The sequence below is a fragment of the Larkinella rosea genome (assembly GCF_003858635.1).
Lineage (GTDB): Bacteria > Bacteroidota > Bacteroidia > Cytophagales > Spirosomataceae > Larkinella > Larkinella rosea.
Genome location: NZ_RQJO01000007.1, coordinates 1,558,594 through 1,573,633, shown reverse-complemented (window position 1 = coordinate 1,573,633; position 15,040 = coordinate 1,558,594). Strand labels below are relative to the sequence as shown.

The 15,040-nt window shown below is 50.1% G+C and carries 13 protein-coding genes; 3 read left to right on the top strand and 10 right to left on the bottom strand.

What is annotated here, in order from left to right:
* Positions 1–6: 6 nt before the first annotated feature.
* The gene (locus EHT25_RS06665; RefSeq protein ID WP_124872535.1) at positions 7–507 is read right to left on the bottom strand and encodes a GbsR/MarR family transcriptional regulator; all 501 of its coding nucleotides are present in this window, start codon (positions 505–507) and stop codon (positions 7–9) included.
* 107 nt (positions 508–614) lie between these two features.
* Here EHT25_RS06665 and EHT25_RS06660 point away from each other — a divergent pair, with 107 nt between their 5' ends.
* Positions 615–3,011, top strand: a complete 2,397-nt coding sequence (locus EHT25_RS06660; RefSeq protein WP_124872533.1) for a penicillin acylase family protein — start codon at positions 615–617, stop codon at positions 3,009–3,011.
* Between the two features lie 6 nt (positions 3,012–3,017).
* Here EHT25_RS06660 and EHT25_RS06655 read toward each other — a convergent pair whose 3' ends face one another.
* The 4 genes from EHT25_RS06655 to EHT25_RS06640 form a co-directional block, all read right to left on the bottom strand.
* On the bottom strand, positions 3,018–3,695 hold the full coding sequence (locus tag EHT25_RS06655; RefSeq protein ID WP_124872531.1) for a hypothetical protein: 678 nt from the start codon (positions 3,693–3,695) through the stop codon (positions 3,018–3,020).
* Between the two features lie 80 nt (positions 3,696–3,775).
* Positions 3,776–4,147, bottom strand: a complete 372-nt coding sequence (locus EHT25_RS06650; RefSeq protein ID WP_124872529.1) for a GntR family transcriptional regulator — start codon at positions 4,145–4,147, stop codon at positions 3,776–3,778.
* Between the two features lie 2 nt (positions 4,148–4,149).
* Positions 4,150–4,944 (bottom strand): hypothetical protein, encoded by a 795-nt coding sequence (locus tag EHT25_RS06645; protein ID WP_124872527.1) that lies wholly within the window; start codon positions 4,942–4,944, stop codon positions 4,150–4,152.
* 111 nt (positions 4,945–5,055) lie between these two features.
* Entirely contained in the window at positions 5,056–5,889 is an 834-nt protein-coding gene (locus EHT25_RS06640; RefSeq protein WP_124872525.1) for an ABC transporter ATP-binding protein, read from the bottom strand.
* Positions 5,890–6,169: 280 nt separating this feature from the next.
* Here EHT25_RS06640 and EHT25_RS06635 point away from each other — a divergent pair, with 280 nt between their 5' ends.
* Together EHT25_RS06635 and EHT25_RS06630 are read left to right on the top strand one after the other, a co-directional pair.
* Complete coding sequence (locus EHT25_RS06635; RefSeq protein ID WP_124872523.1) at positions 6,170–7,324, top strand: sensor histidine kinase; 1,155 nt, start codon at positions 6,170–6,172, stop codon at positions 7,322–7,324.
* Positions 7,321–8,091, top strand: coding sequence for a LytR/AlgR family response regulator transcription factor (locus EHT25_RS06630; protein ID WP_124872521.1), 771 nt, complete (start codon positions 7,321–7,323; stop codon positions 8,089–8,091). The genes EHT25_RS06635 and EHT25_RS06630 overlap by 4 nt, the downstream gene beginning before the upstream one ends.
* Here EHT25_RS06630 and EHT25_RS06625 read toward each other — a convergent pair.
* The 5 genes from EHT25_RS06625 to EHT25_RS06605 form a co-directional block, all read right to left on the bottom strand.
* The gene (locus EHT25_RS06625) at positions 8,069–8,794 is read right to left on the bottom strand and encodes a hypothetical protein (RefSeq protein WP_229311450.1); all 726 of its coding nucleotides are present in this window, start codon (positions 8,792–8,794) and stop codon (positions 8,069–8,071) included. The two genes, EHT25_RS06630 and EHT25_RS06625, sit on opposite strands and share 23 nt — an antisense overlap.
* A 69-nt stretch (positions 8,795–8,863) precedes the next feature.
* Positions 8,864–11,965, bottom strand: a complete 3,102-nt coding sequence (locus EHT25_RS06620; protein WP_124872519.1) for an efflux RND transporter permease subunit — start codon at positions 11,963–11,965, stop codon at positions 8,864–8,866.
* 106 nt (positions 11,966–12,071) lie between these two features.
* A complete protein-coding gene (locus tag EHT25_RS06615) occupies positions 12,072–13,199 on the bottom strand; it encodes an efflux RND transporter periplasmic adaptor subunit (protein WP_124872517.1) in 1,128 nt (375 codons plus the stop codon).
* Between the two features lie 25 nt (positions 13,200–13,224).
* Positions 13,225–14,499, bottom strand: coding sequence for a TolC family protein (locus EHT25_RS06610; RefSeq protein ID WP_124872515.1), 1,275 nt, complete (start codon positions 14,497–14,499; stop codon positions 13,225–13,227).
* A gap of 89 nt (positions 14,500–14,588) precedes the next feature.
* On the bottom strand, positions 14,589–14,816 hold the full coding sequence (locus EHT25_RS06605; protein WP_124872513.1) for a hypothetical protein: 228 nt from the start codon (positions 14,814–14,816) through the stop codon (positions 14,589–14,591).
* Positions 14,817–15,040: the final 224 nt, after the last annotated feature.

Genomic DNA, 15,040 nt, shown 5'->3' with positions numbered 1-15,040 from the left:
AAAAAATTATCGGAATACCTTCAGAAACTGGCCCATCAGCCAATTCTCCTCGGCTTTGATGACGGCGTTCATGGTGTTATCGGCAAAGCCAACCACTTTGCTGATTTCGGTAATCACTTTCTGAAATTCTTTCGCTTCGGGCGTGTTCGTTTCAACGGTTTTTAGCTCTTCCAAAATTTCAATAACCGGGGCAATTTCCCGACGACGACGTTCTTTCGCCACTTGCCGGGCAATTTTCCAAACGTCTTTTTCGGCGAAAAAAAACTCTTTACGTTCACCCATTTTAAGGTGTTTGTAGATAAGCCCCCAGTCGAGTAAATCGCGAAGATTCATATTGGCATTTCCTCTTGAAATCTGTAAAGACTCCATAATGACGTCCGTGTCAAGCGGTTCCGGTGAAATCATAAGCAAAGCATGAATCTGGGCCATTGTACGATTAATTCCCCACTGGGTTGCCAGGGTTCCCCAAGACTGAATAAACCGGTTTTTTGCTTCATCAAACGTCATATCTCAAATGTATAAGATGTTTCTGAGTTTTCAATAAAAAATGAAAATTGTTGGAATTTTTATTTGTTTCTAAAAAGAGTACTTTAATAACTTAACCTGACCCCCGAATGATGCGATTAACGGTTTTGCTTTCTGCCTGCTGGCTGCTTTTCAGCAGCCCGACTGCCTGCACGCAATCCGCCGAAAAACTCAAACTCCCCGGATTGCGACAGCCGGTCGAAATCCTGCGGGATCGCTGGGGAGTAGCGCATATTTACGCCCGAAACGAACACGATTTGTTTTTTGCCCAGGGCTACAATGTCGCTTCTGACCGACTTTTTCAGCTCGAAATGTGGCGTCGGCAGGCCACCGGAACGCTGGCCGAAGTACTGGGACCGAAGGAAATCAGGCGTGATCAGGGCGCGCGACTGTTCAAATTTAGGGGCAATCTGCAGCAGGAACTGAAACACTACCACCCCAACGGGCCGCAGATCGTCAACGCTTTTGTCGACGGAATCAACGCCTACATTCGACAGATCAATCAGACGCCCGATCAGCTTCCGGTGGAGTTCCAGCTCTTAAAAACAAAACCCGGTTTCTGGACGCCGGAAGTGGTCATCAGCCGCCATCAGGGATTGCTGGAAAATATCCGCTCCGAACTGGATTTCGGCCGGATGGTGCATTTACTGGGCCCGGAAAAGGTGCGGGAACTCTCCCGGTTTCAACCTGTATCCAAAACCGGCGAACCGGATCTGACGCTTCACGTCAATGGCGAGGAGCTTTTCCAACCCATTCTGGAACTGTACGAAGCCTTCCGACTGCCCGTTCGATTTACGGACAAAGACCAGGGACCGGGCGCAACGGAGGAAGAGGCAGCGGTTTGGTTTGATAACCAGAAGCAGTTTACCGGTTCCAATAACTGGGTTGTCAGCGGCAAGCGATCGGCGAGCGGTTTTCCAATGCTGGCCAATGATCCGCACCGGGCGATCGGGGTGCCGGCGTTGCGGTATTGGGTCGATCTGCACGCACCGGGCTGGCATGTCGTCGGGGCGGGAGAACCGGCCTTGCCGGGGGTTTCGGTGGGCCACAATGAGTTCGGTGCCTGGGGATTAACCATTTTCGAAACCGATACCGAAGATTTATACGTTTACGAAACCAACCCTGCCAATCAGAACCAGTACCGGTACAAGGGAAATTGGGAAACCGTTCGGGTAATTTCGGACACGATCGCGGTAAAAGCGCAAAAACCGGTTGTTGTGCAGTTGAAATATACGCGGCACGGCCCCGTGGTTTTTGAAGACGTGAAAAACCGGAAATTGTACGCCGTTCGGTCGGCCTGGCTCGAGGTCGGCGGAGCGCCATATCTGGCCAGTTTGCGGATGAATCAGGCAAAAAACTGGAACGAATTTCGGCAGTCATGTACCTTCAACCGGATTCCCGGCGAAAACATGGTTTGGGCAGGACGGAATGCAGCAGCTCAAAAGGGTGCAATTGGCTGGCAAGCTTCCGGAATTTCGCCTGTTCGGAGTAAAAATTGGACGGGGCTGGTGCCGGTGCCGGGCGACGGCCGGTTTGAATGGAGCGGTTTTTTGCCCATTCAGCAGTTGCCTAGCAAAGTCGATCCGGCGGAAGGATATATTGCTACGGCCAATAACAACCTGATTCCGAACACGTTCCCACACCGTGATGCCGTTGGGTGGGAGTGGGCTTCGCCGGCGCGGGCAAACCGCATTGCCGAAGTTTTAAAAAGCAAACCAAAGCATTCGTTAGCCGATTTTAAATCGTTGCAGGCGGATTATGTGTCGATGACTGCCCGAAAACTGGTGCCACTTTTAGCGGGATTGAAAGCCGAAAGTGAGCCGGTTGAATGGGCCCGGCAGCAGTTGCTGGATTGGGATTTTAAGCTTGAACCAGGCTCCATCACGGCGGCCATTTATGTGGCCTGGGAAACCCAGTTGTGGTCGGAGGTGTATGAAGCCGCAGTACCGGAAAAAGTCTGGCGATATAATCCGTCCATTCCAACCGAACGGGTTATCGAGTGGTTACAACCCGGTTCTCAGGGCCCATTGAAGAACATCGACCGGACGGATTTATTGCTTACCGGCCTCGAAAATGCCATTGCCGACCTGAACGAACGACTGGGTTTTGACCGGACGCATTGGTGGTATGGTCAGACGGGAAATAAGCATGTTTACCTTTCTCACCCACTCAGTAACCTGATGAGCCCGAAACAGGCATCCCAATACGCCATTGGCCCGGCTCCGCGGGGCGGCTACGGCGAAACGGTCAACAGCACCGGAAATTTGCTGAATCAGGAAAATGGCGCGAGTTTCCGGATTCTGGTCGATACCCAGGATTGGGACAAAACGCTGGGAATCAACAGCCCCGGCCAGTCGGGCGATCCGACGAGCCCCCACTACCGCGACCTGTTTCCGCTCTGGGAAAAGAACGACTATTTTCCGGTTTATTTCTCAAAAGAAAAAGTAAGAACCGTCACGGAAAAGCAGACGGTTCTGGAACCGTAAACGTCGTTATTTTATCTTTTTCAACAAACTGCCCGGTATTTTTAGCTTCGTCAGGCTATCATATTCCAGGGCAAATGAGTCAAAAATGTTACGCTCGACGGTGATATTGGAACTGTCGCGGGAAAAAATGACCGCGTTGCGGATACGATTCGTTGGTTTGGTGTGAAGTTCGCTGCCCCGACTGTCCGTCACGGTGAGCGTACCGATGGTACTATTCGTTAGCAATACCCCGGCATTCTGCTGATTAATTGTCAGATTTTCAGTGGTTAAGCGATTGAGATTACAGCTTACTTTGTCCGTGATCAGTGTGTGCAGCGAGGGCGTCAGAATGGTTGCTGCAGGAACCGCATTGATGTACTGATTGGGCCGCGATTGCCAGGGTGAAGATTCCGGTTTGTAGAGGACCACCAGCGTATCGCCCGATGAGCGAAAGGTGAACTGGCTTTTTACGTCTTCCTGAAGCCGTATTTCAGACGTTTTTCCGGTTTCGACGCTGACCAGGCCGTTTAAATTGCCTTCCAGTTTCAGGATGCGAAACGGCTTCAGTGTGATGGACGAAAGACCGGAAAAAGGGTCGTTGAAATCGATTTTGTCGTATTCTGCTTTCAAGGCCACATTGGCACCGATCAGCGTAAGCAGGCCCGTTATAAAAAGGGCAATTACCAGCATATTACTTGTTTTCATACGGTTTTCGTTATTGCTATTCCATTCAGTGAATGGTGTGGTTTTTAATGAATAAACCGGCAACCCTTTTAACTGGAATTTTATTTAAACTCTACTTCAATAAATGCTTTAAAACGCTCCTCAATTTCTTCCAGGCTGATATTTAGTAGATACAGATTTCGGAAAAAATGAGGTAATTCCGTTTCCAGAAATTGCTCCCGGCGGTAGGATTTAATGCGGTCGATGGCGTCGTCGGCCGCGAAATAACCGATGCCCCGCTTGTTATAAATGATTTCTTTCTGCTGTAAAAAGTCGTACGTCCGCATCACGGTATTGGGATTGACTTCCAGCTCAACACCCAGATCCCGAACCGACGGTATTCGCACGCCCGGCGGCCATTGCGCCAGCAGTATTTTATCACAGACGTAATCGGCGATTTGTAAATAAATGGCTTTTTTATCTTGGAAATCCATAGTTATAGCTCTTTTTCCCGGAATCGAACGTAGGCAATATACCACAAGGCCGGCACGAACAGCAGCAGGATCGAATTAATGATCAATCGGGGCACTCCGGCTAAAGTAACCAAGTACGGCCGACGGTTTTCAATAAAACTAACTTCCTGAAATAACGTAACTCCGTAATGTTCACGAGCTGGAAAGATCCGGCGAAGGATGAATTCGTTTAAAAACAAAGACGTGATAAAAAAGATGAGAAAGGCAATGACCCCGGTTTTTATAAAGGGTATTTTGGAAAAATAAATCGAGCCGACCAGGAAAAAAGGCGGAACCAGATAGGCCAGATACCGAAGATCTTTTTCTAAGTAGTTACTCATTAAATCAAGTAATTGATAGCGCGGGCTACCTGCAGGCAAGCGGGCGTTCATTACCGAAAATGTAATACCTTCGATGGCGTAGAAAATGCCCAGAAATACCGGTATGAATAACAAGACCATCAGAAATACGGATAAAAATTTTTCCAGTTGCGATGCGGGCAATGCCAGGTACGGAATTCCCCGAACGGGCGTGCTGACCATTCGAAAGGCTTCGCTGGCAAACCAGGCTCCGGCTCCGCAAAAAATAAACGCAAAGAAAATTCCGTGTTTCCGGTAGATCGATTCATTGAAAACCGAAATCCGGGTCGCATCCGGTAAAAGCATCATCAACCAGACACCAGCCAGAACGCCAATGCCGAGGAGGTATGATTTAAGATGTTCCGAAAGATGCAGCTTCAACACCAGTGTAAACCGCTGAAAATCAAAAATCTGGTTCATGAGGTTAGAGGAAAGAGAGGAGAGTTGAGACGAAAGAAAACAATGGAGCGGGGAGGTCCGACAGCAGGGCTGGCAAAAGTTGGAGGAAAATGGCAAAAATGCTCATGGCGTTTAGCTGAAAAGATTTTTGATGCTTTCACGGTTGGTGACAATGGCGTTGAAAAGCCGCTCCAGATCCACTCGGCTGTCTTCCTGCTCCCGGTTTTCCTGAATGACGGAATAGCCCCGCAGCGATGGTTCTGCGTATAAAACCCGGTCCGATTCGGTCAGACTGGTCAGGGTATTGAACATCAGGCGGTCACTGATGTCGGTTAGGGAATGATTCAACAGAATTTCGCTTTCGTCGATGATGATAACGCCATCGATCAGGTTGTCGAGATCGCGCACCTGGTGGGTTGAAATCAGCATCAGCCGGTCGGGCGCCAGGGCCGAGGCAACCACTTTCCGGAACTGGCTTTTCGAGGGAATGTCGAGGCCGTTGGTCGGTTCGTCCATGATCAGAACCCGGGTGTTGGTGGCCAGTCCGAAACTGATGATGACCTTCTTTTTCTGCCCGTACGACATCGCAGTAAGTTTCTGATCGGCGGGTACGTCGAATTCGGTCAGGTATTTCCGAAACTGCGACTCATTGAATTTCGGATAAAAAGGCCCCATCGTGTCGATGTAACGGCTGAGTGATACCGAGGGCAAATAGATTTCTTCCGGGATAAAATACAGTTCCTGCAGGAAAGCGGGTTCGCGCTTTCGGGGCGTGTAACCAGCCACCTCCACCGTTCCGGAAAGGGGGAACAGCATTCCGCCCATCAGCCGCAACAGACTCGATTTGCCCGCGCCGTTTTTGCCCAGCAACCCATAAATGTTTCCGGCCGGAAGCGACAACGTCAGATTCCGGAACATCGTTTTCCTCGGTGAGTACCCAAAGGTCAGGTTCGTGATGTTAATCATAGTTTTAGTGTACTATTTAACTAATACACTACAAAGGACAATAATTGATTTTAAAATGTCAAGGAAAATTTCATATCCTACGAATTATCATACTAACTCATCAGGCCGAACAGGGCATTCGACTACCCAAAAACGGCATTCAGCGTATTTGGCTTGGTTTATTGCGCATCCAAAGGGAAATTGGACCCTGTAAAGCGTTCTGCGCTTTATTAGTTTTGTAATAATTGGTTTTATTTTGTACAGTCCCCGGCCCTAACCGGGGATTTGTCTTAACGAATCCATGACTACCTTACCCATCTCTACCCATCTGACGAACCTTCAAAAGTGGCAACTCGCAGCCAGCGTTTTTGCCATTTACTGGCCCATTCGCATTTACGTGAACTGGCCCATCAGACCGGCCAATAGCCTGAATACGCACAATTGGCTCATTCTGGATCGCGTCTGGCCTTTGTGGCTGATGGAAATTGCCTTTACTATCTTTTTTTTTACCCTCTGGCTCAGCGTAACTGAGTGGATGCAGCAACGGTTTTTCAACCAGAAGGGGAAAGAATTTCTGGTTGAGTTCAAATTGCCCGCGCAGTTGGCGACCCTGGTCATTGCCGGAGCGCTGGCGGTTTTGTTTAACCTGGTTTTTAATAACCTCTGGGTATCGATCAGCGGTTTTTTGGAACGCAACCTTCATTATACCGAAATATCAACCTGGCGTTTTTTTGTTGAGGAGGATTGCCTGGAAATCGATCTCGAACGACGTCGGAAAATGAACAACGGCCTGACCGTGATGGCCATGCTTTCGCTGTTTTACCTGGCGGCCAACCGGCGCGGGTACAAGCGTCTGGAAGATGTGCGGGTCAAAGCGGAACAACTCAAACAGGAAGCCGTTCAGGCGCAGTTTTCGGCTCTGAAGAACCAGGTCAATCCGCATTTTTTGTTCAATAGCCTCAGTATTCTGTCGTCGCTGGTGGAAACCAATACCAAGCTGTCGGTTCAGTACATCAGCCGGTTGTCGAAGGTTTACCGGTATATTCTGGAACAGCGAAATGCCGAACGAATCAGCCTGAAATCCGAACTGGAATTTGTAGATTCCTACCTTTTTCTGCTTAGAATCCGGTTTGCGGACAAATTGCACGTGATCATCGACATTCCGGAAGGCGACGTTTCCCGCTACGGCATTGCTCCGCTAACGTTGCAATTGCTGATCGAAAATGCGGTCAAACACAACCAGATGTCGAACGAAAAACCGCTGGTTGTGCATATTCGGAAAGTAGATGAAAATCTCGTGATCAGTAATGTCATGCAACTTCGTCCGCAAGCCGAGGTTTCGACCGGCCTCGGTTTGCAGAACATCATCAGTCGGTATAAATTGCTGACCAAATTGCCGGTTTTGGTCGAGAAAGAAACGGGTGAATTTGTCGTTCAAATTCCGCTATTACCATGAACGTTCTGATCATTGAAGATGAAGAATTGACCGCCCGGCGATTGACTAGTCTGTTGCATGATTACGATCCGTCTATCCGCGTTCTGGCTCAATTGCCGTCGGTGGTGCAGTCGATTCAGTGGTTTGAAACGGCGGATGAGGGGATGCCTGACTTAATTTTTCTGGATATTCATCTGGAAGACGACCTCGGTTTCCGGCTGATCGAACAGCTCAATTTAACGACGCCCATCATTTTTACGACAGCGTATGACGAGTATGCGCTCCAGGCTTTCAAAGCCAACAGCGTTGATTATTTGCTGAAACCGATCGATGCCGACGAACTCGCTGCGGCCATCGATAAATTTAAAAAGCTTCGGCTGGGCAACACCGGGTCGGCGTCCAATCCGGATGGGTTGAAGCCATTCACGATAGATCAACGGCCGTCATCCTACCGCGACCGGTTTATGGTAACCGTTGGCCCGCGGCTAATGAGTGTGCCGACGAGCACCATTGCGTATTTCTATTTCGAGAACAAAGCAACCTACCTGACCACGTTTCCGGGCCAGCATTACATCATCGACTACAGCCTCGACAAACTGGGTCAGTTGCTCGACCCCAACCAGTTTTTCCGGATCAACCGCTCGTTTCTGGTGGCGCTTTCGGCCATTCAATCCGTTTATACGTATTCGGGAAGTAAGTTGAAACTCGACCTGTTACCCGAATCGCGTCAGGAAATCTTCGTCAGCATCGACCGCGTAACGGCGTTTAAAGAGTGGCTGGGGCGTTGAAAAATGGTTTTCTCTCCCATTTTCGATACCGGATATACCCCCAGATTTCCTTGAAAAATTCGGGATAAATGACGGTTCCAAAACTGTAATAGGTTCCGTTATAGTGTTGATTGACATTGGTTTGAAAAACCGAAAGCCGGTAACCAATCTGCGCGCTGAAACCCACCCAGCGCGACGCTTTATACTGCCCGTAAACTCCCGCCTGAATGGGCATGAAAAAATCCTTGCGCGAATTACCTTTCAGTGTATCGGTTCGGGTGTCGGTGCGCACCGCCGACGCCAATCCGGCCCCGATTTCGACCGGAACGCTGAACAGCCACCGGCGGTTATTGATCAGATTAGGCCACAGCATCAGACTTCCGTAGGCCATATCGGTTTTGGTATAATACTCCAGATTCAGCCGTCTTGACGCATTTCGGTGCCAGTTGATCAGGCGCAGGTACGAATTGTAGGACAACCAATAATAACCAATTGTGATCTGGTGCCGTTTTTGGCCATAAACAATTCCCGTATTCACTCCCCACACATTGACGGGTTGCCGGTTGATAAACGAATTCCGAAAATCGAGATTGAGCGTCCATCGAACGGGATACCGTTTGGGCGTTTGGAGCGAATCAACCGGCGGCTGAATGCCCACCGATTGCGCCCAACCCGCCGAAATTCCCCAACTAACTAACCAGCAAATAATCAAAACCGCTCTCATGTTCCAAGACAAAACCCGCCAAAGTTGGCGGGTCTGTACCGATTCTCTTAAAACATTGTCAAAAAATTTTTAAACGGGCGCTAATGTTTTCGGTCGGTAGAAGACGTAAAACACGAGCGGAAAGATGAACAGGGTCAGAAAAGTGGCCGTGATTAACCCGCCAATCACCACAATCGCGAGTGGTTTCGAGGTCTCGGAACCGATGCCGGTGGAGATGGCCGCCGGAATCAGACCAATGGCCGCCATCATCGCGGTCATGACGACCGGTCGCACCCTCGAAATCACACCGAGTCGGATGGATTCATTGAGACTGAGCCGGTTATGCAGATTCTTTTTAAAAACCGAGATTAGAATCACGCCGTTCTGAATACAGATTCCGAAGAGGGCGATGAAGCCGATACCCGCCGAAATGCTGAAATTGACGTGCGTGATGAGCAAAGCCGCAATGCCCCCGATGATTGCAAATGGCACGTTGAACAACACCAGCCCGGCGTCTTTGACGTTGCCGAACAGCACGAACAGGATGAAGAAAATACCGAGCAGGCTGAGCGGAACGACCTGCGTCAATCGGGCGGTGGCGCGTTGCTGATTTTCAAAGTCACCCGCCCATTTGATCGAATACCCCTGCGGCAGTTTGACGTTGGCGGTCACTTTCTGCTGGGCTTCGGCCACGGCGCCCCCCATGTCGCGGCCCCGCACCGAAAACTTCACGGCGCCGTAGCGTTGGTTGCCTTCGCGGTAAATCAGAATGGGCCCGGTTTGGGTGTAAATTTTGGCGATTTCCTTGATCGGGATCTGCGAACCGTTATTGGTCGGCACCATCAGATTTCCAATCGCAGCTTCGTTCGAGCGAAACGGCTGGTCGTAGCGAATCCGCAGGTCAAATTTCCGTTCGCCTTCGTAAATCTGCGTCGCGGCTTTTCCACCAATTGCCATTTCGACTACGGTTTGCGCATTCGCTTTATCGACGCCGTACAACGCCAGTTTCTGTTCGTCCAGTTCGATTCGGAGTTCCGGCTGACCAATGTTGCGAATTACTCCCAAGTCAGTAATGCCGTTGACGGTCGACAGTTGTTTCTCAATTTCGGTCGATTTGTGTTCCAGCGTGTACAGATCCGGGCCGTAGACTTTCACGGCAATCGACCCTTTGACACCCGAAACCGCTTCGGCCACGTTGTCCATGATGGGTTGAGAAAACCCGAAATCGACCCCCGGAAAAACCGCCAGTTTTTTCTGCATCTGGTTGATCAACTGTTCCTTCGAGATGGGCCGTTTCCATTCCTCTTTCGGAAAAATACTGACCAGAAACTCGATGTTGTAAAAACCGGTCGGATCGGTTCCGTCGTTGGGTCGGCCGGTTTGCGAAATAACGCCTTTGACTTCCGGAAACTGCTCAAAAACGTGCCGCATCTGCGTGGTCAGCTTGACGGATTCGGGCAGCGAAATGCTCATTGGCATACTGGCCCGCACGTAAATTGAGCCTTCGTCGAGTTCCGGCAAGAACTCCGTTCCCAGCAATTTAAAACCGGACAATCCAACAGCCACCAGGCCAAAAGCCACCAGCAAACTCAATTTTTTGTGCGCAAACGTAAAGCCGAAGGTCTTGGTTGCATACTTGGTAATGACGTTAACAATCGGGTTGTGTTTTTCCCGAACATTCGTTTTCAATAGGAAACTAGCCATGACCGGCACCAGCGTCAGCGTGAATATAAGTGCACCGAGCAGGGCAAAACCGAGCGTCCAGGCCAGCGGGGAGAACATTTTACCCTCGACTTTCTGGAACGAGAAAATGGGAATCAGACAGGTGATGATGATGAGTTTGGAGAAGAAAATCGCCTTGCCCATCTCCGTGCCGGTTTTTCGCAACACGCTGAGTTTGGCGAGTTTGTTGAACTTTGGCATCCCGTTGTGAATTGCCATTTCGTCGAGCGTGACGAAAATTCCTTCGACCATTACCACCGCGCCGTCGACAATGATTCCAAAGTCGATCGCGCCCATCGACAGCAAATTGGCCGACATGCCTTTAAGTCGCAAACAGATAAACGCGAACAGCAACGCCAGCGGTATGACAATCGAGACGATAACGGTGGTGCGCCAGTCGGCCATAAACAGGAACACAATAACTGTCACGAAAACGAGTCCTTCAATCAGGTTGTGGGTCACGGTGTGCGTGGCAAAATGAATCAGCGTCTCGCGGTTGTAGAACGTATCGATCTGAACGTCCGACGGTAAAATGCGGGTATTCAGTTCGTTGATTTTCGCTTTCACGTTTTCGATCACTTCGCTCGGATTTTCGCCTTTGCGCATGACGACGATACATTCCACGACGTCATTCTGATTGTCGCGCCCGGCCTGACCGAGTTTTGGCAAGGCCGATTCCGACACCTGCGCCACATTCCGAACCATGATCGGCGTTCCGTTGGCGTTTTTGATGATGACATTGCCAATGTCCTGGCTGTTTTTCAGCAAACCGATGCCGCGTACGACGTAGGCTTCCGAGTTTTTCTCGATCACATCGCCCCCGACATTGACGTTGGAATTGGCAACGGCCTGGTACAATTGAAGGGGCGTAATGCCGTAATCGAGCAATCGACGCGGATCGACTGAAATCTCGTAGGTTTTGGCTTCACCACCGAAACTAACCACGTCGGCCACACCCGGAACGCTTTTTAACTGACGGTCGATCACCCAATCCTGGAGCGTTTTCAGTTCGCGACTGGTGCGGGTGCTGCTTTTGAGCGTATAGCGGAAAATCTCACCGGTCGGGCCGTAGGGTGGTTGCACATCCGGTTTGACGCCGTCCGGAATGTCGATGCTACTGAGCAAATTGTTGACCTGCTGGCGGGCAAACGCATCATCGACGTTGTCTTCGAACATGATTTTAACCACTGATAAACCAAACAGCGTCGTGGAACGGATGTCAGTTTTCTTCTGAACCGGGTTCAGGCCGATCTCAATCGGAATGGTGACAAACTTCTCGATTTCTTCCGCACTCCGGCCCGGCCACTGCGTGATGATGGTGATTTGGGTGTTGGTAACGTCCGGGAAAGCTTCGATCGGTGTGTTCTGGTAACTGACAAAACCCGCGACGACGGCCAATGCGGTCAGAAAGAATATAAAAAACCGGTTCTTCAGCGAGAACGAGATGATATTTTTGATGAACTTGTTCATGGAGTGAAGGATGAAAGGAGTAAAGGAGGAGCGGATGAAGGATAAGGCGGCTGAAGGAATTATTTTACTTTTTATCCATTCATCCTCTCCTCCATTATTCCTCCAATTAGTTTCCTAAGGCATTGTAAATGAGCAACTGATTCTGTTTCACAACGCGGTCACCGGCTTTCAGGCCGCTGTTGAGGTACGTAACGTCGCCGATGGTTTTGAACACGTCGACTTCGCGAACAACCGGCTGGTTACGGGAGTTAACGGCCACGACGAAATTGCGGCTTTTATCGAACACAATCGCCTTTGCCGGTATGCCTATACGTTGCTCATGTCCCGCGTACTGAACCCGCACATTGGCGAACATTTCGGGCTTCAGGGTAAAGTCTGCGTTTTGAAGGGTCACCCGCACTTTCAACGTCTTACTTTCGGGATCGAGCACGTTGAAAATCTTATCGATCTTTCCTTTGAAAACCCGGTCGGGGTACGAAAGTGTGGAGATCGATGCGTCGAAACCTTCCTTGACGTTCGCCAGATCCGATTCATAGACATTGGCCAGTACCCAAACCTGATCGAGGTTCGAAATCGTAAATAGATTTTCCGGATCGTCGGAGCGGAGTTCCATACCCTGCGACGCATTTTTTTCGACAACAAAACCGTCATTGGGTGCTTTGACGACGTAAATGGAGCCGGAACCGCCGAGAATACTCTTGCGTTCGGCCACCCGATTGACCTCACCCTGAGCGGCTTGCATTTGTTCGCGAGCCGCAATCAGGTCTTTCTGGGCGGCCAGACCGGCTTTTGACATATCTTCCGTTACCTGAAGGTTTTTTTGCGCCACGGCCAGTTGCCCTTTGGCGGTGATGGCCTGCTGGGCCAAATCGGCCATGTCGCCGGAGCGAATAACGGCCAGCACCTGCCCGCGTTTGACGTAATCGCCGAGATCGGTTTTGACTTCTTCGATGTGGCCGCCGACCAGCGGAAACACTTTCACGACTTTGTCCTGATTGAAGGTGATTTTACCGGTCAGGTTCAATTCATTATTGACGGGCAGCAACCGGGCCGTGTCGATTTTGGCAGTCGCTAACAGGTTGACTTTCTGTTTGGTAGCGTCGTCTTCGTTGTCATCGGGATTGGCGGAAGACTGGCAACCCGCCAGACTTATTAAAAGCAGAAAAGAGAGAAAATAAGTGGCCTGAAGGATGGGCAGCTTCATGGATTGTATGGCGAGATGATTCGTTTTCATGAGGGTACGGTTCGAAAACCGCGGCTTATTTGGTGAATAGGTTCGTGCCAACGGCGAAATTCAATTCTTCCAGACTTTGCATCCGGTCGTTTTGCAGTTGGTTGTATTGAATCTGACTGGCTTTGTACGAGTCGAAGAAGTCCAGAAATTCGACGACGTCGATGTTCTGTTTGCGGTAATTGGTGATGACGCCGTCGATCAGCCGGCTGAAATCGTTGTTGAATTTCTGATCGAACGTCCTGTACAACTGGTCGGTTTGCTGCACTTTTTTGAATGCCCGCTGCACATCACTTTCGACCTGAAGGGTGTAGGCATCGGTAATTTGCTGGCTGCTCTGGGTCCGGATTGTAGCGGCTTTGATGTTCCCCTGATTCTTGTTAAAAACCGGCAGGTTAATGCCCACGCCGATGCCCAGGTAGTTTGGAATGTAGCCCGCATTGCGGTCGTACGTGGCCTGAACCGTCAAATCCGGTACGGCCAGCGCTTTCTGCAAGGCGAGGTTCTGTTTTTCCTGCAAGGCCTGATCGCGGAACGCTTTCAGGTCGAAGCGGTTTTCGGTCGCCTGTTTAATCAGTTCATCAACAGAAAGTTGACCGACGGCAGGCTGGATGGCCTCCGTATTTTCCAGCAACGGTTTCAAGGGTACAGAAGGGCTGGCATTCAGTAAGACGGCCAGATCGGCCTGGTCGTCGGTCAATTTTCGAAGCAGCTGCTGACGCTCGTTGGTCAGGTTGAACAGGTAGGCTTTCAGCCGGGTCAGGTCTTTCAGCGGCACGTTGCCTTTATCGTATTGTTCCTGAAACAAATTGACGGTCTGGCGGAGGGTAGCGGTTTCCTGTTCGTACACAATGAGCGCCTGCTGCGTATAATACAGGTCGTAAAACGTGGTGCGTAGCTGGTAGTTCAGGGTCCGCAGCAGATCATAAAACCGGTCGTTGGCGAGCTCGGTGTTCGTGCGGGCAATGGCCAGTTGTTTGTTCCGTTTTCCGGCCAGCAGGAGCAATTGCTGCAACTGAACCACCTGTTCCGAATTCTGCTGCCGGAGAGGCATCACTTCCTTCGTCTGGTGATTGTAGGGCATTTGCTCAATGTAGATATTCGGGTTGTTCCAGAGTTTAGCCTGAAATTCGTAGGCTTGATTTTCATTGACGCCCAACTTCGTCGCCATCAGTTGAAGGTTGTTCTGGCGAAACTGGGCTTCGGCCTGGGCGAGGGTCAGCCGCAGGGTATCGCTTTGGGCAAACGAAACCATTGGAAAGCTGACAAGGCACCCAAACACGAAAAGAAGAATCCTTTTCATGGTGAATATTTGCTATGTTTTAAGAGTGTACTGCGCCGGATGGCGTTCAAAGAAACCTGGAAGCAATGGGACGAACTCGTCCGGGGCAATTAAAGCGAAGGAATGCGTAATGAACAGAATAACAAGTAATAAGGCTGATGCGGCCCGGCCCGTTTGCCAACGGGAATAAAAAGGCTTTGCTGGGAAGATTCCAAAACCGTCAGCCAGTTATTCCATTCAATTGGCAGCGACGGCAGGAAGTTTGAATCGAGCGTTGGGGCGTGTTCCTCGTTTTCGTCCTGAATAAAATAGAAAGCCGAATCTGTGGAAAGATTCACTGTGTGGTTCTCCTGAATGACGGTCGTCTGCCTAGCGGGATGCGAGAATGAAACCGTTTCGGCGACAGAGGGATAAACACGGCAAACCACTGCCAAAATCAGGCCAACAGTTAGTGCTATGTTTCGGAGAAGACCCATTTTTCTGTCTTTTGTTGGTACAAATGAAGAGCGAGTAGATTTAAAGCATATGAAATTTGAGTTAAAAGGAAGTTAAAATACCCTGA

Bases quoted from the DNA above. Each gene is read 5' to 3' on its own strand.
- EHT25_RS06645 (WP_124872527.1), bottom strand. From the start codon at position 4,944: ATGAACCAGATTTTTGATTTTCAGCGGTTTACACTGGTGTTGAAGCTG.
- EHT25_RS06620 (WP_124872519.1), bottom strand. From the start codon at position 11,965: ATGAACAAGTTCATCAAAAATATCATCTCGTTCTCGCTGAAGAACCGG.
- EHT25_RS06630 (WP_124872521.1), top strand. From the start codon at position 7,321: ATGAACGTTCTGATCATTGAAGATGAAGAATTGACCGCCCGGCGATTG.
- EHT25_RS06660 (WP_124872533.1), top strand. From the start codon at position 615: ATGATGCGATTAACGGTTTTGCTTTCTGCCTGCTGGCTGCTTTTCAGC.
- EHT25_RS06655 (WP_124872531.1), bottom strand. From the start codon at position 3,695: ATGAAAACAAGTAATATGCTGGTAATTGCCCTTTTTATAACGGGCCTG.
- EHT25_RS06615 (WP_124872517.1), bottom strand. From the start codon at position 13,199: ATGAAAACGAATCATCTCGCCATACAATCCATGAAGCTGCCCATCCTT.
- EHT25_RS06665 (WP_124872535.1), bottom strand. From the start codon at position 507: ATGACGTTTGATGAAGCAAAAAACCGGTTTATTCAGTCTTGGGGAACC.
- EHT25_RS06635 (WP_124872523.1), top strand. From the start codon at position 6,170: ATGACTACCTTACCCATCTCTACCCATCTGACGAACCTTCAAAAGTGG.
- EHT25_RS06625 (WP_229311450.1), bottom strand. From the start codon at position 8,794: ATGAGAGCGGTTTTGATTATTTGCTGGTTAGTTAGTTGGGGAATTTCG.
- EHT25_RS06650 (WP_124872529.1), bottom strand. From the start codon at position 4,147: ATGGATTTCCAAGATAAAAAAGCCATTTATTTACAAATCGCCGATTAC.
- EHT25_RS06610 (WP_124872515.1), bottom strand. From the start codon at position 14,499: ATGAAAAGGATTCTTCTTTTCGTGTTTGGGTGCCTTGTCAGCTTTCCA.
- EHT25_RS06640 (WP_124872525.1), bottom strand. From the start codon at position 5,889: ATGATTAACATCACGAACCTGACCTTTGGGTACTCACCGAGGAAAACG.